25 protein-coding genes are annotated in these 24,045 nt (G+C 74.1%); 19 read left to right on the plus strand and 6 right to left on the minus strand.

The window, feature by feature from the left end:
- The first annotated feature begins 5 nt into the window (after positions 1-5).
- Entirely contained in the window at positions 6-461 is a 456-nt protein-coding gene (locus AC0GKK_RS16290; protein ID WP_489882005.1) for a heat shock protein transcriptional repressor HspR, read from the plus strand.
- 167 nt (positions 462-628) lie between these two features.
- Here AC0GKK_RS16290 and AC0GKK_RS16295 read toward each other — a convergent pair whose 3' ends face one another.
- Entirely contained in the window at positions 629-1,819 is a 1,191-nt protein-coding gene (locus tag AC0GKK_RS16295) for an MDR family MFS transporter (RefSeq protein WP_489882006.1), read from the minus strand.
- A gap of 267 nt (positions 1,820-2,086) precedes the next feature.
- Here AC0GKK_RS16295 and AC0GKK_RS16300 point away from each other — a divergent pair, with 267 nt between their 5' ends.
- The 4 genes from AC0GKK_RS16300 (at position 2,087) to AC0GKK_RS16315 (ending at position 6,302) form a co-directional block, all read left to right on the plus strand.
- Positions 2,087-3,643: an ABC transporter substrate-binding protein gene (locus AC0GKK_RS16300; protein WP_489882007.1), complete on the plus strand. Its 1,557-nt coding sequence runs from the start codon at positions 2,087-2,089 to the stop codon at positions 3,641-3,643.
- A complete protein-coding gene (locus tag AC0GKK_RS16305; RefSeq protein ID WP_489882008.1) occupies positions 3,640-4,581 on the plus strand; it encodes an ABC transporter permease in 942 nt (313 codons plus the stop codon). The genes AC0GKK_RS16300 and AC0GKK_RS16305 overlap by 4 nt, the downstream gene beginning before the upstream one ends.
- On the plus strand, positions 4,578-5,435 hold the full coding sequence (locus tag AC0GKK_RS16310) for an ABC transporter permease (RefSeq protein ID WP_482638599.1): 858 nt from the start codon (positions 4,578-4,580) through the stop codon (positions 5,433-5,435). The genes AC0GKK_RS16305 and AC0GKK_RS16310 overlap by 4 nt, the downstream gene beginning before the upstream one ends.
- Before the next feature lie 63 nt (positions 5,436-5,498).
- Positions 5,499-6,302, plus strand: coding sequence for a TauD/TfdA family dioxygenase (locus tag AC0GKK_RS16315; protein WP_208822281.1), 804 nt, complete (start codon positions 5,499-5,501; stop codon positions 6,300-6,302).
- 69 nt (positions 6,303-6,371) lie between these two features.
- Here AC0GKK_RS16315 and AC0GKK_RS16320 read toward each other — a convergent pair whose 3' ends face one another.
- Positions 6,372-7,544 carry a globin domain-containing protein gene (locus AC0GKK_RS16320; protein ID WP_208822279.1) on the minus strand — a complete coding sequence of 391 codons (1,173 nt, stop codon included), beginning with the start codon at positions 7,542-7,544 and terminating at the stop codon, positions 6,372-6,374.
- 314 nt (positions 7,545-7,858) lie between these two features.
- Here AC0GKK_RS16320 and AC0GKK_RS16325 point away from each other — a divergent pair, with 314 nt between their 5' ends.
- The 9 genes from AC0GKK_RS16325 (at position 7,859) to AC0GKK_RS16365 (ending at position 16,518) form a co-directional block, all read left to right on the plus strand.
- Entirely contained in the window at positions 7,859-8,668 is an 810-nt protein-coding gene (locus AC0GKK_RS16325) for a pyridoxamine 5'-phosphate oxidase family protein (protein ID WP_073576050.1), read from the plus strand.
- Positions 8,669-8,879: 211 nt separating this feature from the next.
- On the plus strand, positions 8,880-9,224 hold the full coding sequence (locus AC0GKK_RS16330; RefSeq protein ID WP_062398803.1) for a hypothetical protein: 345 nt from the start codon (positions 8,880-8,882) through the stop codon (positions 9,222-9,224).
- A gap of 218 nt (positions 9,225-9,442) precedes the next feature.
- Positions 9,443-12,076 (plus strand): ATP-dependent chaperone ClpB, encoded by a 2,634-nt coding sequence (gene clpB / locus AC0GKK_RS16335; RefSeq protein WP_405420936.1) that lies wholly within the window; start codon positions 9,443-9,445, stop codon positions 12,074-12,076.
- Positions 12,077-12,126: 50 nt separating this feature from the next.
- Complete coding sequence (locus AC0GKK_RS16340) at positions 12,127-12,456, plus strand: YbaB/EbfC family nucleoid-associated protein (RefSeq protein ID WP_062398799.1); 330 nt, start codon at positions 12,127-12,129, stop codon at positions 12,454-12,456.
- Positions 12,453-12,788: a hypothetical protein gene (locus tag AC0GKK_RS16345; protein ID WP_405420939.1), complete on the plus strand. Its 336-nt coding sequence runs from the start codon at positions 12,453-12,455 to the stop codon at positions 12,786-12,788. Before AC0GKK_RS16340 ends, AC0GKK_RS16345 begins: the two co-directional genes overlap by 4 nt.
- On the plus strand, positions 12,785-13,693 hold the full coding sequence (locus tag AC0GKK_RS16350) for a PPE domain-containing protein (RefSeq protein WP_489882009.1): 909 nt from the start codon (positions 12,785-12,787) through the stop codon (positions 13,691-13,693). The genes AC0GKK_RS16345 and AC0GKK_RS16350 overlap by 4 nt, the downstream gene beginning before the upstream one ends.
- 74 nt (positions 13,694-13,767) lie before the next feature.
- Complete coding sequence (locus AC0GKK_RS16355) at positions 13,768-14,415, plus strand: type III secretion system chaperone family protein (protein WP_062403935.1); 648 nt, start codon at positions 13,768-13,770, stop codon at positions 14,413-14,415.
- Positions 14,416-14,511: 96 nt separating this feature from the next.
- Positions 14,512-15,480, plus strand: a complete 969-nt coding sequence (locus AC0GKK_RS16360) for an SDR family NAD(P)-dependent oxidoreductase (protein WP_476653105.1) — start codon at positions 14,512-14,514, stop codon at positions 15,478-15,480.
- A gap of 30 nt (positions 15,481-15,510) precedes the next feature.
- Positions 15,511-16,518 (plus strand): adenosine deaminase, encoded by a 1,008-nt coding sequence (locus AC0GKK_RS16365; RefSeq protein ID WP_489882010.1) that lies wholly within the window; start codon positions 15,511-15,513, stop codon positions 16,516-16,518.
- 1 nt (position 16,519) lies between these two features.
- Here AC0GKK_RS16365 and AC0GKK_RS16370 read toward each other — a convergent pair whose 3' ends face one another.
- On the minus strand, positions 16,520-18,118 hold the full coding sequence (locus AC0GKK_RS16370) for a flavin-containing monooxygenase (RefSeq protein WP_489882011.1): 1,599 nt from the start codon (positions 18,116-18,118) through the stop codon (positions 16,520-16,522).
- Between the two features lie 152 nt (positions 18,119-18,270).
- On the opposite strand from AC0GKK_RS16370, the gene AC0GKK_RS16375 reads away from it, so the two are divergent.
- The 3 genes from AC0GKK_RS16375 to AC0GKK_RS16385 are packed head-to-tail and all read left to right on the plus strand — an operon-like array spanning position 18,271 to position 20,245.
- A complete protein-coding gene (locus AC0GKK_RS16375) occupies positions 18,271-19,044 on the plus strand; it encodes an SDR family NAD(P)-dependent oxidoreductase (protein WP_482638592.1) in 774 nt (257 codons plus the stop codon).
- Complete coding sequence (gene pyrE, locus AC0GKK_RS16380; protein ID WP_489882012.1) at positions 19,041-19,601, plus strand: orotate phosphoribosyltransferase; 561 nt, start codon at positions 19,041-19,043, stop codon at positions 19,599-19,601. Before AC0GKK_RS16375 ends, pyrE begins: the two co-directional genes overlap by 4 nt.
- On the plus strand, positions 19,598-20,245 hold the full coding sequence (locus AC0GKK_RS16385) for a TrmH family RNA methyltransferase (protein ID WP_405420952.1): 648 nt from the start codon (positions 19,598-19,600) through the stop codon (positions 20,243-20,245). Before pyrE ends, AC0GKK_RS16385 begins: the two co-directional genes overlap by 4 nt.
- Here the strand turns inward: AC0GKK_RS16385 and AC0GKK_RS16390 are convergent, their stop codons facing one another.
- The 3 genes from AC0GKK_RS16390 to AC0GKK_RS16400 form a co-directional block, all read right to left on the minus strand.
- Positions 20,246-21,238: a DedA family protein gene (locus tag AC0GKK_RS16390; protein ID WP_489882013.1), complete on the minus strand. Its 993-nt coding sequence runs from the start codon at positions 21,236-21,238 to the stop codon at positions 20,246-20,248. It abuts the gene before it with no gap.
- A 69-nt stretch (positions 21,239-21,307) separates the two neighbouring features.
- Positions 21,308-21,652 carry a hypothetical protein gene (locus AC0GKK_RS16395; RefSeq protein ID WP_073576040.1) on the minus strand — a complete coding sequence of 115 codons (345 nt, stop codon included), beginning with the start codon at positions 21,650-21,652 and terminating at the stop codon, positions 21,308-21,310.
- Complete coding sequence (locus AC0GKK_RS16400; protein WP_083474417.1) at positions 21,649-22,380, minus strand: RNA polymerase sigma factor; 732 nt, start codon at positions 22,378-22,380, stop codon at positions 21,649-21,651. Before AC0GKK_RS16400 ends, AC0GKK_RS16395 begins: the two co-directional genes overlap by 4 nt.
- Positions 22,381-22,531: 151 nt before the next feature.
- Between AC0GKK_RS16400 and fbaA the strand changes: the two genes are divergently transcribed.
- The gene (gene fbaA / locus AC0GKK_RS16405) at positions 22,532-23,560 is read left to right on the plus strand and encodes a class II fructose-bisphosphate aldolase (RefSeq protein WP_062398779.1); all 1,029 of its coding nucleotides are present in this window, start codon (positions 22,532-22,534) and stop codon (positions 23,558-23,560) included.
- A 71-nt stretch (positions 23,561-23,631) separates the two neighbouring features.
- Positions 23,632-24,045 carry a DUF3151 domain-containing protein gene (locus AC0GKK_RS16410; protein ID WP_251783410.1) on the plus strand — a complete coding sequence of 138 codons (414 nt, stop codon included), beginning with the start codon at positions 23,632-23,634 and terminating at the stop codon, positions 24,043-24,045.

The raw sequence follows: 24,045 nt of genomic DNA on the forward strand, positions 1-24,045 counted from the left end.
TGGCGGTGGCCGGACGACGCACCCCCCGGGACGGGGAGGAACCGCTGACCGTCGACGTGGCACACGACAGCCCGGTGTTCGTCATCTCGGTCGCCGCGCAGCTGTCCGGCCTGCACGCCCAGACCCTGCGCAGCTACGACCGGATCGGCCTGGTCAGCCCGGGCCGGTCCGCGGGCGGCGGGCGTCGCTACTCCCAGCGCGACATCGCGCTGCTGCGCGAGGTGCAGCGGCTCTCCCAGGAGGAGGGCGTCAACCTCGCGGGCGTCAAGCGGATCATCGAGCTGGAGCAGATGGTCGACGAGCTCTCGGCACGCCTCGACGAGGTCACCGCCGAGCTCGATGCCGTCCGGGCCGCCGCCGCGCAGGCCACGGCCGCGGTGCACCGCTCCTACCGGCGCGACCTCGTGCCGGTGGACCGGCGCCAGGCCGTCGTGCGCTGGCGCCCGGCCGACGAGGGCTGACCCCGGCACCCGCCCGCCGCCCGCCGTCGCGCCAGGAGCGCGGTGTCGTACCTCGGAGGGCGCCGCCGCACCCTCCGCGACGGGTGCGCGGACCACATCCGGGGTGCGACGGCTCCCCGGAGCCGCGCCGAACGGTGCGGGCCCGAACGGTGCGGGCCCGGGCGGGCTCAGGCCGTCGTCAGGACCCCGCGGCGGGCCAGCATCCCCAGCATCACGGCGCCCAGCAGCGGGACCGCGGCCAGCACCGCGAACGGCAGCACCGGCGGGAAGGCCGGGTCCAGCAGCGCGCCGACGCCGGTTGAGCCGACGAGCACCATCAGCCCGCCGAACGAGGCCAGCACCCCGAAGTGGGCGCCCAGCCTGCGCTCTCCGGCGAGCCGGGGCACCAGGTCCTGCGCGACCGGCACGGCGAACATCTCGCCGAAGGTCAGCAGCAGCACCATCAGCACCGCGGGTGCGAGCGCCCACCACCCCGGCAGGCCCGGCAGCAGCCGCGCCACCGCGACGACGGTGAACGACGTGGCCATCAGGCAGAACCCGAGCACCACCGAGCGGCCGGCCCCGATCCGGCGGCCCCACGTCGTCACCCTCATCTGCAGGGTGATCACCAGCACCGACATCAGCACGAACAGGAAGCCCAGTGCCGCGGTGCGGCCGATGCGCTCCAGTTCGTCGGGCAGCGCCAGGTACAGCTGGTTGTAGGACAGCAGCCAGCCCGAGTAGCCGGCCGCGAACAGCATGAAGCGACGGTTGCCCAGCACCTCGCCCCAGCCCGCGAGCATCGGCCGTCCGGCCTGCTCGGCCTCCCGCCACGGCAGCCACCGCCAGTGCGCCAGCCCCACCAGCACGAAGCCGGCGGCGGCGACCAGGCAGGCCAGCTGGAAGTCGACCAGCATGAGCGCGGTGCCGACCAGCGGCCCGGTGACCGTCCCGACCTGACCGGCGACGGCGAACATCGCGAACACCTCGGTCCGCGGCGGGCCCTCCCCGGCGCGTTCCCGTTCCCCGGCTTCCCGCGCCAGCGACGACTCGACGGCCGGCGAGAACAGGGCGGCCGCGAACCCGGTCAGCAGCGCCCCGCCGATGACCGCGGGCAGCGTGCCGGCGGCCCCGAGGAGGATGAATCCGGTCACGCGCAGCGCGCACCCGGCGAGCACGACCGGCTTCGCACCGAACCGATCGGTCAGGGTCCCGCCGATCACGAACAGCCCCTGCTGGCTGAACGTCCGCAGCCCCAGCACGAGCCCGACGGCCGCCGCGGCGAGCCCGAGGTCCTCGGCCAGATGCGTGGCCAGGTAGGGCAGCACCATGTAGAAGCCCACGTTGAAGGCCAGCTGGGTGCTGATCAGCAGTTTCATGACCGGCGGGAGCCCGCCGAAACGCTCCCATCGACCGACGCGGAGCGGAGCCGCGGGACGCGGGTCCGACTCGGGATCGGCGGGGCGGCGGAGCAGACTGCGGAGCACCACGAAGTGGTACCAGGTCGCCCTCTGCAGTCGCGACTCGATGGCAGTAACGACATATGCGCATGCATGCACACACTTGACCGTGTGTACAGGCTTACCGAAGATCTTCCGGGCGCCGGGTGACACACGGTCGAGGGGCGCCGGAGAGGACAGGTCGCCATGCCCGCCGCGCGCGCCGTCGTAGCACCCCGTCGTTCCCGGTTCCGGGTCGCCGTCGCCGTGGCGGTGAGCGCCGTGGTCCTCACCGCCTGCGGTGGCAGCGGCGGCGGGAGCGGCCGGGTCGTCCCGGACGGGCAGGCCACGATCGCGATGGCCTTCGGCCCGTCGGCCGGCTACGGGGTGGACACCGACGACGCGTTCGTCATCTCCCAGCTGGGTGTGACCGAGTCCCTGGTGGCGTCCGGGCCGGACGGCCGGCCGCGACCCGCACTGGCGACGGCGTGGGCCCAGCAGTCCGACCCGCGGACCTGGCGGTTCGAGCTGCGCCCCGGCGTGACCTTCCAGAACGGCGAGCCGCTCACCGGGCAGGCCGCCGCGACCGCCCTGAACTGGGTGGCCGGCGTCGCCGCGCCGCCGCGTGCGGTGCGCGGGATCGGCATGCAGGCCGCCGCGGACGGCGCGGACGCCGTGCGCGTCACGACGACGAAGCCCGACCCGATCCTGCCGCTGCGGCTGTCCAGCGCGAACACCGCGATCCTGGCGCCGTCGGCGTACCGGGCCACCCCGCCGTCGGTCCAGCAGACCGGCACCGGCCCGATGACGATCACCCAGGCGAACGGCACCCAGTCGGTGACCCTCGTCCGCAACGACCGCTACTGGGGCGAGCGCCCGCAGCTGGCCGGTGTCACCGCGAACTTCGTGCCCGACCCGGCCGCCCGCGCCCTGGCGCTGCGGGCCGGCGACGCCGACATCGCCCAGGAGCTCCCCGAGTCCAGCGCCCTGGAGTTCAGCGGTGACGAGTACGTGAACCAGACCGTCGCCGCGCCCCGGACGGCGTCGCTGATCCTCAACCAGTCCCGCACGCCCTTCGCCGACATCCGGGTGCGTCAGGCCGTCGCCGCCGCGGTGGACCGCACCGCGCTCGGTGAGCAGGCCCTCGCCGGGTCGGCGGTCCCGGCCTCGGAGCTGTTCGGCCCGGCGGTGGCATGGGGCTCGCAGGACGCCCCGCCGCCCGCCGATCCCGCGCGCGCCCGGCAGCTGCTGACCGAGGCCGGCTACGGCCCGGACAACCCGCTGCGAATCGAGCTGGGTGCCTACGGCGCCCGCCCCGAGCTCCCGACACTGGCCACCGCCGTCCAGGAGATGCTCCGCGGGGCCGGCATCGAGGCCACCGTCCGCATCGGCGACTACGACGCCCGCGAGCCGCAGCTGCTCGCCGGTGACTTCGACATGTACCTGCTCTCGCGCAGCTACCTGCTCGACGTGCCGGACGCCGGCGCCACGCTGACCACCGACTACACCTGCCAGGGCTCCTACAACCTCAACCACTACTGCTCGCCGGAGTTCGACGCCCTGCTCGCCCCGCTGGCCACCGAGACCGACCCGGCCGCACGGCAGAAGGTCTTCACCGAGGCCGCGGCGAAGCTGAACGCCGACGTCGTCGGGGTCCCGCTGGTGCACACCAACGCGAACGGCGTCGGGCACCGGGTCACCGGCTACACCGTCGACCCGCTGGCCAGGTCGCTCGTCGTCCCCGGGCTGGCGACGACGGAGTGACCGCACTCGTCGCGCGCAGGCTGCTGGCGCTACCGCTGGTCGCCGTGGCCGCGGCGGTGCTGGTGTTCCTGCTCCCGCGGTTCTCCGGCCAGGACACCGCGCTCGCGATCCTGCGCAGCCGGACCGGGGATTCCGACCCGGACCCGGCGGTGCTGGCCGCCCTGCGGGAGCAGTACGGCCTCGACGGCTCCTGGTGGGACCAGTTCACCGGCTGGGCCGGCGCGCTGCTGCGCGGCGACCTCGGGATCTCCTGGACCAGCCGTACTCCCGTCTCGGGCCTGCTCTGGCCCGCGCTCGGGGTGTCGCTGACCCTCGCCCTCGCCGCGCTGGTGCTGGCGGCCCTGGTGGGCATCCCGCTCGGGGTGCGCGCCGCGCGCCGTCCCGGCGGCCGGCTCGACCGGGTCCTGACCACCGGCTCGGTACTGGGTGTCGCGATCCCCGAGTTCGTGCTCGGGACGGCGCTGGTGCTCGCCTTCGCCGTCACCGTGCCGGTGCTGCCCGCGACCGGCTGGGGCGGGGTCGACCAGGCCGTGCTGCCGGTGGTCACGCTCGCCGCGTTCCCGGCTGCGCTCGCCGCCCAGCTCGTGCGCGCCGAGACCGTCGACGCACTGGCCCGCCCGCACGTCGCCGTCGCCCGGTCCAAGGGCATCAGCGACGGACGGGTGCTGTGGCGCCACGGCGGCCGCCTGGCCCTGACCTCGGTGACCTCGCTGTCCGGGCTGTTCCTCGGCGGGTTGCTCGGCGGCTCGGTCGTGGTCGAGGTGCTGTTCGCGATCCCCGGCCTGGGCCGCCTGCTCTACGACGCCGTGCTGGGCCAGGACCTGCCGGTCGTGCAGGCCGGGCTGCTCGCGATCGTGCTGGTCGCCGCCGTCGCCGGGATCCTCGCCGAGCTGCTCGCGCTCGCGCTGGACCCGGTCGCCCGGAGCGCCGTCCGGTGACCGCCCCGGCACTGGCCCGCCCGGCGGGCGCACGCGCGCGCGTCGCGCGGCACTCGACGTGGTGGCAGGCGGGGGCGTTGGTCCTGCTCGGGGTGCTCGTCGTGGTCGCCCTGCTGCCGCTCGACCCGGTCGCCAACGACCTGTCCCACCGCTTCGCCGGGCCGTCGGCCGCACACCCGCTCGGCACCGACCAGCTCGGCCGCGACGTGCTCGCCCGGCTCGCCGTCGGCGCCCGGCTCTCGGTCGGGTTCACCCTGGTCGCACTCGCGCTGTGCGCGGGGATCGGGACGGTGCTGGGCGTGCTCGCGGCCTGGTGCGGACGGGCGGTCGGGCAGCTGTTCCAGCGCACCATCGACGTGCTCGTCGCGATCCCGGCGGTGCTGATCGGACTCGTGGTGGTCGCCGCGTCCGGTGGGGCGCCGGGCGTGTGGTCGCTGCTGGTGGCGATCGTCGTCGCCGGGTGGACGCCGTTCGCCCGGCTCACCTACCAGCTCGTGGTCCGCGAACGCGCCCGCGAGTACGTCGAGGGCGCCGTCGCCGTCGGCGCCGGGCCGCTGCGGATCGCGTTCCGGCACGTCCTGCCGAACCTCGCCCGGCCGCTGCTGTCGCACCTGTGCCTGCGGTTCGCGAACGTCCTGCTGACCGTGGCCGGGCTGTCGTTCCTCGGGCTCGGTCCGCAGCCGCCCACCCCGGAGTGGGGGGCGATGCTCGCCGACGGGCGGCAGTTCCTGTTCAACGCCCCGCAGCTCGTCCTGCTGCCCGCGCTGGCCGTCGTCGGGACGGCGCTGCTCGTCACCTCGCTGGGCCGCGGGCTGGAACGCCGGTGGACGACCGGTCCGACCGGACAGTTCTGACATCGCTTCGTTCCTGCCAGACTGCTGCGAGTACGGATGAACGGCAGGAGGTACGTCGTGGCGATGACCGGAACCGACGGACGGCGCAGGGGCGAGGCGCGACCGGAGCTCAAGAGCCTGGTGGACGAGACCGGGGTCGTGCCCCGCGCGGCGGCGCTCGGCGAGGCCCGGGAGGTGCTGGCCCGCGACGGCGTCGTCCGGATCCCCGGCGCGGGCCCGGACCCGGAGGCGATGGTCGTCGCCGCAGCCACCCTGCTCGGTGGGCGGCTGCGCGAGCTGTTCGGCATCCGGCCACAGGGCGGGACCGACTCGCCGGTCCTCGGCCTGCACAACGACGGCGCGTTCCTCGAGGCCGACGTGCACGGCCGCACCGTACGGCTGCGCGACCCCGACGAGGACTTCCTGTTCATGCACTGCACCTCCCCGGCGCCGTCCGGGGGCGACTCGGTGCTCGTCGACGGCTATGCGCTCGCCGAGCGGATCGCCGCGGAGCACCCGTCGCTGCACGGGTTCCTGACCGGCTGCGACGTGGACTTCTTCGGCAGTCGGACGAACCCGCCGCGCGGTGTGCCGTCGACCCCGCTGCTGCGCCGGATGATCGAGCACACCCGTGGTGGCCGGCGTGCGGTCCGAGCGAGCGACTACGCGCTGCCGGTGCCGCGCGAGCCGTACTGGGACACCCACCTCGCGCACATCGAGTCCTACGCCGACGTGCTCGCCACCGCGTTCGAGGCCGCACCACGGTTCCGGCTGGAGAGCGGGGACCTGCTGGTCCTCGACAACTACCGCTTCCTGCACGGGCGCGACGCGTTCACCGGCAGCCGGGAGCTGCACGTGCTGTCGGTGCGTACCACCGAGGCCTTCTGACCGGGCCCCGCGACGACGACGGCCGCCCTCCCGGCGCGGGAGGGCGGCCGTCGTGGCGTACGGGCCTGCTCAGTCCATCGTGAACGGGTCGTAGGTGATGCGGTCGAGCGGCGTGCCCGCGACCAGCATCCGCGACACCGTGGAGCGGATCATCGACGGCGACCCGCAGACCAGGACGTCGTGGTCGCTCCAGGCGCCGAACCGGGTCACGACGTCGGCCAGGGTGCCGGTCTCGGCCCCGGACGGCTCGTCCTCGTACTCGACGACCGGGATGACGTCGAGCCACGGGTAGTTGTAGGACAGCTTGCGCAGCGAGGTGAAGTCGTACAGGTCGTCCCATGTGCGGCCGCCGACGAACACCTGGGTGCGCGGCGGCTGGGGGCGCCGGCCGACCTCGTCGAGCAGCGCCTTCATCGGGGCGACGCCGGTGCCGCCGGCCACCATCAGCAGCTCGCGACGGGTGTTCTGCGGGACGGCCATCCGGCCCATGGGCGGGCCGATCCGCCAGGTCTCGCCGACCCGGCTGTGCGCGACGATCGCGCGGCTGACCCAGCCGCCCTCGACCGCGCGGACGTGGAACTGGATCGTCCCGTCGCGACGCGGCGCGTTGGCCGGGGACAGGTAGCGCCACAGCCGCGGTCGGTGCGGTGTCTCCACCGAGACGTACTGGCCGGCCTGGTAGGGCACCGGCTGGTCGGTCGCGACGGTGACCACGGCCAGGTCCCAGCCGATCCGGCGGTGCTCCACGACCCGGCCCAGCCAGGACGCGGGCCCGCGCTCGGCCGCGGCGGCCTGCTGCATCGCGTCCGCGACGATCCCGTACGCGCCGGTCCAGGCCTTCTCGATCTCCGGGGTCCAGTTCTCGCCCGCGAACGTGGCGATCGCCGAGAGCAGGGCGGCGCCGACCGCGTCGTAGTGCTGGGACAGCACGCCGAACTTGCGGTGGTCGCGACCGAGCTGCTGCAGGAACGGGACGAGGTCGTCGGGCTGGTCGACCATCTGCACCACGTGCACGAGGGCGCGCAGCAGCCGGCTGCGCTGCACCTCCATGTTCACGGGGAACAGGTCACGCGTCTCGGGCGCATGGCTGAACAGCGTGGCGTAGAAGTGCTTGCCGATGTCCTCGGCCTGCGGCTCGACGAGGGCGAAGCTGGTCCGGATGAGCTCGACGGTGCGCTCCGCCTCCGAGGCGGGGCGTCGCGGCGGGGCGACGTCGCCGGCGATCAGCTGGTCAGCAGTCATGCCTGGCGGACACTCTCCTCGGTCGTGCTCCGTGCCGCGGTGACACCGGGCGTTGCCGCCCGCGTTCCGCCGGTTAGGGTACGCGAGAGACTCCATCCGCCGGAACGGCGTACGCCGACCGACTCACCAGTGTGTGGTGAGCGGGTACGCATTGTCACTCATCATCCGTTCGGGGACGGCGGTCACTCGTCATGGCGTGGGTGGCGCCGTGGTCAGGATAGCGCCCATCGCGGGGAATGCCGACGTGGCGTGTCCCCGGCCGGTCGGAGCCGTGATCGTTTGGTCCTGGCCGCGCCGGATGGCACGGTTGTCCTGTGCCGTTGCGAATCCCCGCCGTCGTCCTGCCCGGACGGGACCGTCCGGCCACGCCGCCGGTGGTCGTCCCCGCGCCCCCGGAGCGCGGCGTGTCCGACGCCCCGCAGGTCCCGGACGGGCCGCACCGGCCCGGCTCCGCGGGTGAGCACACGTTGCAGGCCGAGGTGGGCAGCTCCGCCCGTGCCGGCCGGTTCTACGACGACCAGCTCCGCGACCGGCTGCTGCCGCGGATGATCGAGTTCGTCGGACGGATGGAGATGGCCTTCGTCGCGACGTCCGACGCGCACGGCGAGTGCGACAGCTCGCTGCGGGCCGGCCCGCCCGGTTTCCTGCACGTGCTGGACCCGTACACGCTGGCCTACCCCGAGTACCGGGGCAACGGCGTGTACGCCAGCCTCGGCAACCTGGTGGAGAACCCGCACGTCGGGATGCTGATGGTCGACTTCACCGAGTCGCTGATCGGGCTGCACGTCAACGGCCGGGCCCGGATCATGGACGACGACGCCTTCCGCACCACCTACCCCGGGCACGCGCGCGACCACGCCGCCGGCCGCCGCGCCGAGCGCTGGGTGGTGGTGGACGTGGAGGAGGCCTACATCCACTGCCGCAAGCACATCCCGCGGATGGAGCGGGTGACGCAGCGGCGCGCCTGGGGGACCGACGACCCGGCCCGCAAGGGCGGCGACTTCTTCGGCGCCAAGGGGACCGAGCCGCGGGTGCCGCGGCCCTCGCGTCGCCGGTTCCCGAGCACGACGCACCTCGGCGCGGGGGCCTCACGGACGCTCCGGCGCCGCCCGCACGGCCGCTGACCTGGGGCGACGGTTGCGCACCAGAGGATACTCCGATCGAGTGAACCGAGAGCCGTGACTCGGGTCGACCCTGGTCGTTGACAGCAGCAGACCGTCACCGATCGAGCACGCTCGGTCGAACCCCCGGGCGGTCGGACGGCAGGCGACACCCACGGGCTCCGGGTGCCGTTCGCGTCGTCCTGTATCGGATACACCACAGGAGAAGTCAGACATGCTGTCGAAGAAGAAGCTCGGCCTCGTCGTCGCCGGTACCGCCGCCACGCTGGCCGCGGCCGCGCCGTTCGCCTTCGCGGGCGACTACGGCCACGACAAGGGCGAGCACCACGGCGCTCCGGCGAAGGCCTGCGCCTTCGAGGGCGGCGACGCCGACGCCAAGGGCAAGATCGTCACCGAGGGCTCGCTCAACGCCCTGGCGCAGGCCCCGGTCGCCGGCTCGAACATCGGCCAGGCCGGCAACTGCAGCGACTTCCTGAACGACAACGTCCGGGACAACGCGAACGACAACTTCAGCGACAACGACAACCGCGTCACGGTGATCGACAACAGCGAGCGCTGATCGTCGTACCCGTTCCACCCTCGGCCCGTCCGGATCACTCCGGGCGGGCCGAGGTCGTTCCCGGGAACTTTCCGGTGTTGAGCGGAATGGACTCAACTTTTCTGCGGTTGACCCTGTCGAGAGGCGCACCGGCCGGGCAGACTGTGGAGCAGCGGCCCGGGGTGCCGCTCCCCATCCACAGACCATCGACCTCAGAAGGACCGGGAGGAACGCGGAGCATGGACTCCTTCAACCCCACCACCCGTACCCAGCAGGCCATCTCCGCCGCCGTCCAGGCCGCGACGCTGGCCGGGAACCCCGACGTCGGGCCCACCCACCTGCTGGGCGCCCTGCTGGCCCAGGGCGACGGCATCGCCGCGCCGCTGCTGGCCGCCGTCGGGGCGGACGCGGCCGCCGTCCGATCCGAGCTGACCGCGCTGGGCAACCGGCTGCCGTCGGCGTCGGGGTCGTCGGTGAGCGCGCCGCAGCTGTCCCGGGACGCACTGGCCGCGATCACCGCGGCGCAGCAGCTCGCCACCGAGATGGGCGACGAGTACGTCTCCACCGAGCACCTGCTCGTCGGCCTCGCGCGCTCCGGGGGCCCGGTCGCCCAGCTGCTGGGGCGTCACGGCGCCACGCCGGACGCGCTGCGCGAGGCGTTCGGCAAGGTCCGCGGCTCGGCCCGGGTGACCAGCCCGGACCCCGAGGGCAGCTACCAGGCCCTGGAGAAGTACGGCCAGGACCTGACCGCCCGGGCGCGCGAGGGCGAGCTCGACCCGGTCATCGGCCGGGACACCGAGATCCGCCGCGTCGTCCAGGTGCTGTCGCGGCGCACCAAGAACAACCCGGTGCTGATCGGGGAGCCGGGCGTCGGCAAGACCGCGATCGTCGAGGGCCTGGCCCAGCGCATCGTGGCCGGTGACGTCCCCGAGTCGCTGCGCGGCAAGCGCGTCGTCTCCCTCGACCTGGGGTCGATGGTGGCCGGTGCGAAGTACCGCGGCGAGTTCGAGGAGCGTCTCAAGGCCGTCCTGAAGGAGATCACCGACTCCGCGGGCGAGGTCGTCACCTTCATCGACGAGCTGCACACGATCGTCGGTGCGGGCGCGTCCGGCGAGGGCGCGATGGACGCCGGCAACATGATCAAGCCGATGCTCGCCCGCGGTGAGCTGCGGATGGTCGGCGCGACCACGCTCGACGAGTACCGCCAGCACATCGAGAAGGACCCGGCGCTGGAGCGTCGCTTCCAGCAGGTGCTGGTCGGCGAGCCGTCCGTCGAGGACACCGTCGGCATCCTGCGCGGGCTCAAGGAGCGCTACGAGGTGCACCACGGCGTCCGCATCACCGACGCCGCCCTGGTCGCCGCGGCCGCCCTGTCGGACCGCTACATCACCGCCCGGTTCCTCCCGGACAAGGCCATCGACCTCGTCGACGAGGCCGCCTCCCGGCTCCGGATGGAGATCGACTCGCGCCCGGTGGAGATCGACACCGTGGAACGGGCCGTCCGCCGCCTGGAGATCGAGGAGATGGCGCTCGACAAGGAGGTCGACGCGGCGTCGAAGGACCGGCTGGTGGCCCTGCGCGCCGAGCTGGCCGAGAAGCGCGAGGAGCTGGCCGCGCTGACCGCGCGCTGGCAGAACGAGAAGAGCGCCATCGACGTCACCCGCGAGCTCAAGGAGCAGCTGGAGCAGCTGCGCGGCGAGTCCGAGCGGGCCGAGCGCGACGGCGACCTGGGCCGGGCCGCGGAGCTGCGCTACGGGCGCATCCCGCAGCTGGAGAAGGAGCTCGCCGCCGCCACCGAGACGGTCGAGCGCGCCGAGGACGTGATGCTCAAGGAGGAGGTCGGCCCGGACGACGTCGCCGACGTCGTCAGCTCCTGGACCGGCGTGCCCGCCGGCCGGATGCTGGAGGGTGAGACCGCCAAGCTCCTGCGCATGGAGGACGAGCTCGGCCACCGGGTCGTCGGCCAGTCCGAGGCCGTCCGCGTGGTGTCCGACGCGGTGCGCCGGGCGCGTGCCGGCGTCGCGGACGAGAACCGGCCGACCGGCTCGTTCCTGTTCCTCGGGCCCACCGGCGTCGGCAAGACCGAGCTGGCCAAGGCGCTCGCGGAGTTCCTGTTCGACGACGAGCGGGCGATGATCCGCATCGACATGAGCGAGTACTCCGAGAAGCACTCGGTGGCCCGCCTCGTCGGTGCCCCTCCCGGCTACGTCGGCTACGACCAGGGCGGTCAGCTCACCGAGGCGGTGCGGCGGCGGCCCTACAGCGTCGTGCTGCTCGACGAGGTCGAGAAGGCCCACCCGGACGTCTTCGACACACTCCTGCAGGTGCTCGACGACGGCCGTCTCACCGACGGCCAGGGCCGCACAGTGGACTTCCGCAGCACGATCCTGGTGCTGACGTCCAACCTGGGCAGCCAGGCCATCGCCGACCCGTCCCTGGACGAGAAGGGGCGTACGGACGCCGTCATGGCGGTCGTCCGGTCGCACTTCAAGCCGGAGTTCCTCAACCGGCTCGACGACGTCGTGGTGTTCCACGCGCTGTCGACCGAGGAGCTGACCCACATCGTCGACATCCAGGTCGGGGTGCTGGGGCGCCGGCTGGCCAAGCGGCGGCTGTCGCTGGAGGTCTCCGACGCGGCCCGCGAGTGGCTCGCCATGAACGGGTTCGACCCGGTCTACGGCGCGCGCCCGCTGCGCAGGCTGGTGCAGTCCGCGATCGGCGACCAGCTCGCCCGCGAGCTGCTGTCCGGCGGCGTCCGCGAGGGCGACACGGTCCGGGTCGACCTGGACCCGTCGGCCGACGGCGGGACCGGCGGCCTGGTCGTGGGCAAGGCGGCCGGGGCGGCCGACCCGGCGGTCGCGATCGCGAACTGATCCACCGGTTCGCCCGTGGGCCCCGGCGGTGCACGTCATCGTCGGGGCCCATGGAGCACTTCACCGCCGAGCAGCCGCACGCCGGACGGACCTGGCTGGACGAGTACCGCACCCGCATCGAGTCGATCCGGGTCCGGGCCGAGCAGGCCCGGGACCGGGTCGCGACGGTGACCGCGACCGCACGCACCCGCGACGGTGCGGTCGTGGTCACCGTCGACCCGTCGGGGAGCCTCACCGACCTGCAGCTCGGCGTGCGCGCTGAGGAGATGCCGCGGGCCCGGCTCGCCGAGACGGTGCTGCGGCTGAGCCGGGAGGCCGCGGCGGACGCGGCGGCGCAGGTGGAGGCGATCATGGCACCGCTGACGGGGGCCGGGCGGTGACGGACACCGGCGGTTTCTCCGTCGACCCGACGAGACTGTCCGACCACTCGCGCCGGGTGTCCGCGCTGGCCGAGGCGACGGCGGCCGCGGTGCCACGCTGGACGGACCTCTCCCCGGACGCCTACGGCGTGCTCGGCACGGTCCTGACGGGTGCGCTGCTGGCGCCGACCACGATCGGCGCACGGCAGGTGGCCCGAGGGGCCGAGGCGCTGGCGAGGGTGGCGGGCGACCTCGCCGAGTCCGCCGCGTCGTACCGGACCTTCGACGCCGACCTGACCGCCGAGGTCTGCGCAGTCGACGTCGGTCCGTCACCCGGCCGGAGCGGATCGTGAGCGCGCCGACCCCGCACCTGTTCGACGCGCCGCCGCCCACCGCCGAGGACCTCGTCGACAACCGGTTCGAGGGCGCGGGCATCGCCTCGTCCTTCCACGACATGGGCAAGGCCGTCGACGGGCAGGACGGCCTGGGCATCGTCTCGGCCGGAGCCGCGCTGGCGCTGGACCACGTCAGCGTCGTCCAGGACCCGGTGGCCACCCTGGGCTCGGCGGTCGCCGGCTGGGCGATGGAGCACATCGAGGTCCTGCGTGAGGTGCTCGACGTCCTGTGCGGCGACGGGAAGCAGATCGGGGAACGGGCCGACGGCTGGGCCCGGTTGTCCCGGCACCTGGAGGGCCGGGCCGAGGAGCTGGACCGGGCGATCACCGACGTCCCGGCCGTCTGGACCGGTGCCGCGGCCGGGGCCTACCTCGCCGCCGCCACCCGGCAGGTGACGAGCCTGCGGGAGCTGGCCGGTGACACCCGGGAGCTGGCCGGGCTGGTCCTGGACTCGGGGGTCCTCGTCGGGACCGAGCGGGCACTGATCCGCGACGCCATCGCGGACTTCCTGGGTTCCATCCTGTCCAGGATCGTCCTGGCCACCGCGGTCACCGTCGCCACGGCCGGCGCCGGGGCGGTGACGGTCCCCGCCGTCGTCCTCGAGATCGTGCAGTTCGCCCGCACGCTGGTCGCCCGGCTCGAGGAGATCCTCCGGATGCTGGAGGACGCCGCGGGCACCGCCACCCGGATCGGGCAGAGCCTGCAGACGCGTTCGCCGTCGAACGCGGTCCGTGCCTCGCGTGCGGAGTCCGCGGGCGCCGTCGCCCTCGACGCCGTCGTCGAGAGCCAGAAACAGCAGGCGTCCGCCCGCGAGACCGTTGCGGAGTGGGACGGGCCCGTCCCGACGGCGCCGGCCGGCTGATCCGCGACGAACGTGCACGTCCGGAGCCGTGGCGCTACCACTCCACGGGGCCCGTCGGGACTACGCTGCCCGGCATGTCGGTCTGGTTCGTCATCGCCCTCGTCGCGATCGTCGTCGGTGTCGGTCTGCTGCTGTTCGACCGGTTCCGCGGGGGCGCGACGCGGGACCGCCGTCGCTGGGCGTCCATGCGGGAGTGGGAGTACCTCGAGTCCGATCCCGTCCTGCCCAGCCGCTGGCGCTACGGGACGATCCACCAGGGCGGCCCCGGTGTGGCCCGCAACCTGGTCTCGGGCGACGTCCCCACCCCGGACGGCCCGCGCAAGGCCTACGCGTTCGACCACGAGCAGGCCGGCCGCATCAGCTCGGTGCTCTGCGCGGTGCAGGTGCACGAGTCGCTGCCCGCCGCCGTCGAGCTGCGGCTGCCGTCGGCCCCGCTGCCCGACGACGCCGGCCTCGACCTGCTCGAGCCGGTCGGTGAGCGCTACGCCTTCGTCAGCGACGCCGACGCCGTCCGCCCGCTGCTGACCCCGCGCGTCGCCGACGCCAGCGACGCGGTCGGCGAGGACGTCGAGCTCCTCTGGGCCGAGGACGCCTGGGTGCTGGCCGCCGCGCCCGTCGGCATCTCCGCCGATCGGATGCAGGACCTGCTCGCCGATCTGGCCGAGGTGGCCACCGCTCTGGAGGAGGGGCTGCACGCCCGTCGTCCCGCGATCGAGTCCTGATCTGCGGATATCTACGCAGCGTTGATCCACCGCAACGCGATGTGACCACCCGAACGCGTTAAGCCGAACGGGTACCGCTAGCCTGATCGTGTGGCTATGGCTCTCATCACCGGCGGCGGTACGGGTCTCGGCGCGGCTCTGGCCGACCGACTGGCCGCGCGCGGACACGACCTCCTGCTCGTCACCCGCGACCCCGAGCGGGTCGCCCCCACCGCCCGGGAGCTCGCCGCCCGGTACGGGATCCGCGCCGACGTCCTCCTCGCGGATCTCGGCACCCGGCACGGCCTGTTCCGGCTCGAGGCCTTCCTCGCCGGACCGGACGCCCCGGCCGTCGACGTCCTCGTGCACGACGCGCTCGCCGACGCGGCCGGCGCCGCACCGGACGGCGGGCGGGCGAGCGTCGACCTCGGCATGACGGCGACGATGCGCCTCACCCACGCCGCGCTGCCCGGCATGCTGCGTCGCGGCACCGGCGGGATCGTCGCGATCGGCGGGGACGAGCGGTCGGCCGCGTGGGCGGTCTCGTTCGTCACCTCGCTCGCCCCGACCCTGACCGGCGACGTGCACGTCGTCGCCGTTCGCGGCGACGACCGGCCGGAGTGGACCGCCGACGCCGCCGACGCGGTGCTCGACGACCTCGACGCCGGCCTCGTCGTGAGCGCCCCGCAGAGCGGCCCGGCCCGTCCGGGCCCGGCCCGGCGCGCCGTCGCCGCGGGCGTCCGTGCGGCCCGGCGCGGCGTCGAGCTGTTCGCCGACGCGACCTGGGAGCCCACCGGCGCGGCGGCCGTCGCCACCCCGGCCGCTGCGATCCCGGCCGCCCCGTCCGCCACGCCCGAGGAGCTGCTCGGCGGTGCCGGGCACCGGGAGCCGTCCCGGCTGCCGGACCTGCCCTCCCGCCCGGGCGCGGGGCGCGCCGTCGTCGCCGCCGGGGACTGCGGGCGGCACTGGGCGGCCGGTCCGGTGCGCACCGCGGCGCAGCGCGCCCGCGCGAGCGCCGCGGCCCGTGACCGCTCCCGTGGCCACCAGGTCTCGGCCTACATGACGTCGACGATCACCAGCTCCTGACCGCGCGGGACGGCACGGGATGATGTCCCGGTGACGACCACCGGGACCCCGCCGCTGCCGAAGGCCGAGCTGCACCTGCACATCGAGGGCACGCTCGAACCCGAGACCGTGTTCGAGCTGGCCCGGCGGCACGACGCCGCGCTGCCGTACGCCTCGGTGGAGGAGCTGCGGGCGGCCTACGACTTCACCGACCTGCAGTCCTTCCTGGACGTCTACTACGCGAACATGGCCGTCCTGCGGACCCGCGACGACTTCGCCGCGCTCGCGTCGGCGTACCTGCGGACCTGCCCGGAGCAGGGGGTCCGGCACGTCGAGATGTTCTTCGACCCGCAGGCGCACACCGCCCGCGGCGTCGCGATCGGCGACGTGATCGGCGGGCTCACCGACGCGATCGAGCACCACGCCGACGACGTCTCCGCCGGGCTGATCCTCTGTTTCCTGCGCGACCGGTCGGCCGCCGAGGCGGAGGAGACCCTGCGGGCGGCGGAGCCGTACCTGGACCGGATCGTCGGGGTCGGGCTCGACTCGGCCGAGGTCGGGCACCCGCCGTCGAAGTTCACCTCGGTGTTCGAGCGGGCCCGCGGGCTGGGTCTCAAGCCGGTCGCGCACGCGGGAGAGGAGGGCCCGGCGGGCTACGTGACCGAGGCCCTCGACGAGCTGGGCGTGCTGCGCGTCGACCACGGCATCCGTGCGATCGAGGACGACGCCCTCGTCGCCCGCCTGGTCCGTGACCGCACCCCGCTGACGGTCTGCCCGCTGTCCAACGTCCGGCTCGCCTGCGTGCCCGGCATCGGGCTGCACCCGCTGCCGGAGATGCTGGCGGCGGGGCTGAACGTGTCGGTGCACTCCGACGACCCCGCCTACTTCGGCGGCTACGCCGACGCGAACTACGCCGCGGTCCGCGAGGGCCTCGGCTTCACCGACGACCAGCTCCGCACGCTGGCCGCCAACTCGATCACCTCGTCGTTCCTCGACGACGAGGCCGTGCAGCGCCTGCTCGGCGAGGTCGCCGACTGGGGGGCCGCGGCCCGCGGGTGAGTCAGGCCGTCGCGGCGAGCCGGACCGGGCGCAACGGGTGCAGCGGGCGCCCGGCACCGGCCCGGCCCCGCTCGACGTCGAACGGCGACAGCCGGAACCGGCGGGTCCGCAGCTGGTACTCCGCGGTGTTGGCCGGCCACATGACGACGTTGACGCCCTCGTCGTTCTGGTAGTAGCTCGCGCAGCCGCCGGTCTCGTACACGGTGCGGGCCGAGCGGCGCCGGATCCGCCGCGTCCAGCGCTCCTCGACGGCGGGCTTCACGTCGAGCGCGCGGATGCCCTCGGCCGCCATCCGGCACACGGCGTCGGCGACGTAGCGGGCCTGGGCCTCGGAGAACAGCAGCGTCGAGCTGGCCCCGCTGGTCGCGTTCGGACCCTGCATGAGGAACAGGTTCGGGAAGCCGGGGTAGCTCATCCCCAGGTAGGCGCGCGGGTAGGCGCCCCAGTGGTCGTGCAGCGTCCTGCCGTGGGCGTCGTGGATGCGGCGCGCGATCGGAGCGGTCGCGCCGACCTCGAACCCGGTGGTCAGCACGATCGCGTCGACCTCCGCGCGGCTTCCGTCGCCGGAGACGACGGTCCGCCCCTCGACCCGGGCGAGCCCACCGGTGTGCAGCGTCGTGTTCGGCGCGCTCATCGCGGGCAGGTAGTCGTTCGAGACCAGCGGCCGCTTGCAGGCGTAGTCGAAGTCGGGGGTCAGCCGCGCGCGCAGCCGCGGGTCGGGCGTCTGGGCGGCGAGATGCCTGCGGCCGACCCGGGTGAGTGTCTCGCGCAGCAGCCGCGAGCGACGGGTCGCGGCGAGCAGCTCGGCGCCGACGTAGATGACGTCGAACTGCATCCGGCACAGCAGCGGGTTCGCCGCCAGCGCGCGACGGGTGCGCTCGCCGACGGGCCGCTCGGGCTTGGGCAGGATCCAGGCCGGGGTGCGCTGCAGGACGTGCAGCTCGGTGACGCGCGGCTGCAGCTCGGGGACGAGCTGGATCGCCGTCGCCCCCGTCCCGACGACCGCGACGCGCGAGCCGGTGAGGTCGGTCCCGTGGTCCCAGCGGGCCGAGTGGAACACCGGGCCCGGGAAGTCGGCGAGGCCCTCGACGTCGGGCAGCTTCGGGTCCGCGACCAGACCGGCCGCGCTGACCAGCACGTTCGCGGTGAACTCCCCGGACGGCGTCGCGATCCGCCAGCGGGCGTCCGCGGGGTCCCAGCGGGCGGAGAGCACGTCGGCGTCGAAGCGGACGTGGTCGAGCAGGCCGGTCGAGCGGGCCAGGCGCCGGGCGTAGTCCTGCACCTCGTGGCCGGGCGCGTAGAGGTCGCTCCAGTCCGGGTTGGTCATGGCGCGCAGCTGGTACAGCGGCGACGGCGTGTCGACGCCGACCCCGGGGTAGGTGTTGTCGCGCCACACCCCGCCGACGTCGTCCGCCCGCTCCAGCAGGACGAAGTCGTGCACACCCCGCCGTAGCAGGGCCAGGCCCACGGCGAGTCCGGTGAACCCCGCCCCCACGACGGCGACCCTCGAATGACGGGGCGACGGGCCGCTCGGCACGTCGGAGGTGCCGGGGGAAGCGGGATCGACCGGCCGCTGGATCGGCAGCGCCTCGGACGTCATGGTCTCGACGGTAAAGGCTTCATGGTGCACCGGCACGCGAGAGCGGCCCGTCTCACGAGGTCGTCGCACACCTCTGTCGCACGGGTCACACCCGACCCGTCGGTAACCGTCGCGCCTGCGCCGGTCGGGTGCGGACGCACTACGCTCCCCGCGTGCCCTCCGTCATGATCACGGGCGCGTCGTCGGGGATCGGGGCCGCGTTCGCCGATCGGCTCGCCGCCGACGGCCGCGACCTCGTGCTCGTGGCGCGCGACGCCGACCGCCTCCGGACCGCCGCGCAGCGCTACCGCGACCTCGGTGTCGCCGTCGAGGTGCTGCCCGCCGACCTGTCGGACCCGGACCAGCGGGCCCGGGTCGTGCGCCGCCTCGCCGACCCCGACGTCGCGCCGGTCGACCTGCTCGTCAACAATGCCGGGCTCGCGCTCGGCGCCTCCTTCCTGGAGAACGACGCCGCCGACCTGGCCCGCCAGCTGCAGGTGAACGTGGCCGCCGTGCTGGAGCTGACCCGGGCCGCGCTGCCCGGGATGGTCGACCGCGGCACTGGAGCGGTGCTGAACGTCGCGAGCGTCGCGGGCTTCCTGGCCGGGCGCGGCTCCACCTACCCGGCCGACAAGGCGTGGGTCATCTCCTTCACCGAGGGCGTCGCGGCGTCGCTGCAGGGCACCGGGGTGCGCGCGATGGTGCTGTGCCCCGGCTACGTGCGCACCGAGTTCCACGAGCGGGCCGGCATCGACGTCGGCGCCCGCCGCGGCCCGCTGTGGCTGGAGGCCTCCCAGGTCGTCGACGAGGCACTCGCCGACCTCGACCGGGGCCGGGTCGTCTCCGTGCCCTCCAGGCAGTACAAGGCGATCGTGGGGGTGACCGGGGTGCTGCCCCGGGGCCTGCTGCGACGCATCACGGCGACGTTCGACAGGGATCGCACATGAGCTCCGCACACACCGACCGCTCCCGCCTCGCCGCGCTGGTCCGGGAGATCGCCGTCGTCCACGAGCGGGTCACGCTCTCCTCCGGTGCGGAGGCCGACTACTACATCGACCTGCGCCGCGTCACGCTGCACCACGAGGCGTCCCCGCTGATCGGACGGCTGCTGCGCGAGCTCACCACGGACTGGACCTACCGATCGGTCGGCGGGCTGACGCTCGGCGCGGACCCGGTCGCGACGGCGGTGCTGCACGCGGCGGCGGCCGAGCCGGACACCGACCCGGTCGACGCCTTCGTCGTCCGCAAGGAGACCAAGAAGCACGGCATGCAGCGGCTCATCGAGGGCCCGGACATCACCGGCCGCCCGGTGCTGGTCGTCGAGGACACCTCCACCACCGGCGGCTCGGTCCTGACCGCGGTCCGGTCGGTACTCCGGGCCGGCGCCGACGTCGTCGGGGTGTGCACCGTCGTCGACCGCGACACCGGCGCCCGGCAGGCCGTCGAGGCCGAGGGCGTGCCGTACCGCGCGCTGCTGGGGCTGGCGGACCTGCAGCTGGGATGAGCGAGCCCGGGCCCAGCGAGTGGTCGGTCCCCGGCCAGGTCGGGGTCGGCCCGTGGGCCGGGCCGTGGCCGCAGGGCGACCAGTGGGACCCGGAGCTGCTGGAGCACGGTGACCGGCGCAACGTCGTCGACCGCTACCGCTACTGGCGCCGCGAAGCCGTCGCGGCGGACCTGGCAGGCCGGGCGCACCCGTTCCACGTGGCGATCGAGAACCTCGGGCACGACCACAACATCGGCACGGTGGTGCGCACGGCGAACGCCTTCGGGGTCGCCGGCGTGCACGTCGTCGGGCGACGCCGGTGGAACCGCCGCGGCGCGATGGTCACCGACCGCTACCTGCGGCTGCACCACCACGCCGACTCGCACGGTCTCGTCGCGTTCGCCCGGGAGCACGGCCTGGCCGTGGTCGCGGTGGACAACGTCGCGGGCGCGGTCCGGCTGGAGGCCACGTCGCTGCCGCGGGACTGCGTGCTCGTGTTCGGCGCCGAGGGCCCCGGGCTGTCACCGGAGCTGTGCGACGCCGCGGACCTGGTCGTGTCGATCGCCCAGTTCGGCTCGACGCGCTCGGTCAACGCCGGCGTCGCGTCCGGCATCGTGATGCACAGCTGGATCCGCGAGCACGCGGACCTGTCCGACGCCTGGTGATCAGTTGCCGTGCCGGGGCGGCATGGCGGGGCGGCCGGTGGTGTGGCGGTACGGCGGCTCCACGGCGCCGGGCTGCGGGCGCCCGGGTACGGCGCCGTCGGGGCCGTACCCGCCCGGCTGCGGGCCGGGACCGGCGTAGGGCGACCGCGGGGCGCGACCCGGCTGCGGGCCGGGCTGCGCGGAGGGCGGACCCTGCGGGACCGGGCCGTCACCGACGGCGGGCATCCGCATGGTGACGGCGGCCGGGTCGTCCTCGCGCTCCGGTGCGGTCCCACCGACGGTCGCCACGGCCGCACCGGTCGCGGCGCCCGCGACGCCGTCGACCGGGCCGGCGGGGCCCCCGCGCCTGGACGCGGCCCGCGCCCGCAGCACCTCGAACACGATCGGCAGCACGGAGATCAGCACGATCGCGATGAGGATCAGGTCGATGTGCTCGCGGACGAACGCGAACTGGCCGAGGAAGTAGCCCAGCACCGTCACGCCGGCCGCCCACGCGACGCCGCCGATCAGCGAGTACGTCAGGTAGCGCCTCGGGTCCATCCGCGCGACGCCGGCGCTCACGGTGATGAAGGTCCGCACGATCGGCACGAAGCGGCCGAGGACGATGGCCCGGTTGCCGTACTTCTCGAAGAACTCGTGGGTCTTCTCGACGTGCTTGGGGTTGAACAGCTTCGACTTCGGCTTGTCGAAGATCGCCGGGCCGGCGCGGTAGCCGATGCCGTAGCCGACGGCGTTGCCGGCGAAGGCGGACACCACCAGCACCAGGCAGACCAGCCACAGCGGCACGCCGATCGCGCCCTGCGCGACGAACAGGCCCGCGGTGAACAGCAGCGAGTCGCCCGGGAGGAAGAACCCGAGCAGCAGCCCGCACTCCGCGAAGACGATCGCAGCGACGCCCACCAGGGCCCACGGACCCAGGGACTCGATGATCACCGCCGGGTCGAGCCAGTCGGGACCGAGGGCGAGCGTCTGCGTCGCGGCGAGAACCGTCACGTCGGGAAACGGTACCGGCCGGGTGATGTGGATCGACGTGGCCGTCGCTGTGGGGGTGCTGTGAGCGGCTCAGCCGAGGGCGGGCAGCGCCCCCGGCAGGAGCACCGAGACCAGCGCGAGACCCCCGCCGAGCAGGGCGCCGAGGAGCAGCGCGATCACCGCGGCCCAGACGATCTGGCCGGTCGCCGACCGGGCGGGCTCCGGTGCCGGGGCCTGCTGCGGCCGGCGCTGCGGGGGCGGCCCGGGACGCGGGACCGGCGGCGGGAGCCGGCCGGGGACGCGTGGCGGCACGGGGGCGGGGCCCGCCGCGGGACGCTGCGGCATCGGGCGCCCGCGGGCCTGCGCCTGCAGCGCCTCGCCGATCCGGCGGGCGGCGTCGTCGTGGCCGGGCTGCGGCGGCTGGGGGCCGGTCATCGCAGCTCCCCCGGACGCCGGACGGCCTCGGTACCGGCGCGCTCGGCCATGATCCGGGCGACGGCGTCGAGCGCGCGGCTGGCGGTCGACTTCACCGTGCCCCGGCTCATCCCGGCGGCCTCGGAGATCTCGGACTCGGTCAGCCCGCCGTAGTAGCGCAGGACGAGCACCTCGCGCTGGCGCGGCGGGAGCTGGCCCAGCGCGTCGACGACCGACTGGTGCTCGGCGGACAGCATGGCCAGCGACTCCGCGGAGCGGGCGTTCGCCGCGTGCGGCGGCACGTACTCGCGTGCCGTGCGACGGCGCCGCAGCACCGACCGGGACCCGTTCACCACGGCCGCACGCAGGTAGGCGACGGCGGCCGTCTCGTCCCGCAGGCCGGTCCAGTGCCGGTGCAGGCCGGTGAACGCCTCCTGCACCACGTCCTCCGCGGTGGCCGGGATGTCCACCAGCAGCATCGCGAGGCGCATGAGCCGCAGGCGGTGGTCGCGGTAGAGGTCGGCCAGCGTCAGGGGTGTCTCCGGGCCCTGCCGGGCCCCGGAACCACCCGGCCCGTCGACCGGGGCCGCCGCCGTGCCCGGGGCGAACGGGTGCGGCCCGGTGCCCGCGGGCGCCGGTCGGCTGTCGATGGCGCGCAACCGGCCCAGCGTCCGGTCGACGGCGTTCTCGGCGCGCTCCTCCTCCACACCCACCACACTAGCGACCACCACCGACAGGCTCCGCAGCATTACCCGGTGCAGCGGTCGACGGCGTCGCCCGTGGTGAGACCAGGCCCATGGCAGACGATGGCTCCCCCTTCCCCGCGGGTACGTGATACTCACCCGGAGACAAGGAGCGCTGCGCGGAGCAGCGACCGCCGACGACGAGGAGGCAGGCCCCGTGCCCATCGCCACGCCCGAGATCTACAACCAGATGCTGGACAACGCCAAGAGCGGCGAGTTCGCCTACCCGGCGATCAACGTGACCAGCACCGAGACCCTCAACGCGGCGCTGCGCGGGTTCGCGGAGGCGGGCTCCGACGGCATCGTGCAGGTCTCGACCGGTGGCGCGGAGTTCCTGTCCGGCACCCGGGTGAAGGACATGGTCACCGGCTCGGTCGGCCTCGCCGAGTTCGCGCACGTCGTCGCGGACAAGTACCCGGTCAACATCGCGCTGCACACCGACCACTGCCCCAAGGACAAGCTGGACTCGTTCGTGCGTCCGCTGATCGCGATCAGCCAGGAGCGCGTGGACAAGGGGCAGAACCCGCTGTTCCAGTCGCACATGTGGGACGGCTCCGCGGTCGAGCTCGAGGAGAACCTGAAGATCGCGGCCGAGCTGCTGGAGCAGGCGGCCAAGGCGAAGATCATCCTCGAGGTCGAGATCGGCGTCGTCGGCGGCGAGGAGGACGGTGTCGCGAACGACATCAACGACAAGCTCTACACCGCCCCCGGTGACTACGAGCGCACCGTCGAGGTCCTCGGCTCCGGCGACAAGGGCCGTTACCTGCTGGCCGCGACCTTCGGCAACGTGCACGGCGTCTACAAGCCGGGCAACGTCAAGCTCCGCCCGGAGATCCTCAAGCAGGGCCAGGAGGTGGCCGTGCAGAAGCTGGGGCTCGACGCCGGCGCCAAGCCGTTCGACCTGGTCTTCCACGGCGGGTCCGGCTCGCTGCTCGAGGAGATCCACGAGGCTCTGGGCTACGGCGTCGTGAAGATGAACGTCGACACCGACACCCAGTACGCCTTCACCCGGCCGATCGTGTCGCACATGTTCGCCAACTACGACGGCGTGCTCAAGATCGACGGCGAGGTCGGCAACAAGAAGGTCTACGACCCGCGCTCGTACCTGAAGAAGGCCGAGGTCGGGATGAGCGAGCGCGTCATCGAGGCGTGCGAGTCGCTGAAGTCCGCCGGCAAGGCCCTCTGAGTCCTCCTCCGGATCCTCGTCGTGTGCCCACCGGTTGGCGACGACCGGTGGGCGCGCGCCAGGATGGCGGCATGAGTCTGCACGGCAACCTGCTCGAGCCCGACGACACGCGCCTCCCGGTCGACCCCGCCGCGGCGGACCTGACCGCGGGCAAGGACCCGTCGGAGGTGGCGGCGGGGTCGCCGTCGTCGTCGATCGCCTGGGCGGTGCTCGCCGAGCGCGCCCTCGACGCCGGGGAGACCGTCGCCGCCTACGCCTACGCCCGCACCGGCTACCACCGCGGCCTGGACCAGCTGCGCCGCAACGGCTGGAAGGGCTTCGGTCCGGTGCCGTGGTCGCACGAGCCGAACCAGGGCTTCCTGCGGTCGTGCGGCGCGCTGCTGCGCGCCGCCACGGCGATCGGGGAGGCCCCCGAGGTCGAGCGCCTGCGCACCCTGATCAACGACTCGGACCCGGAGGCGCTCGCCGCCCTCGGCGTGTCCTGA

The organism is Pseudonocardia sp. P-1 (assembly GCF_058111925.1).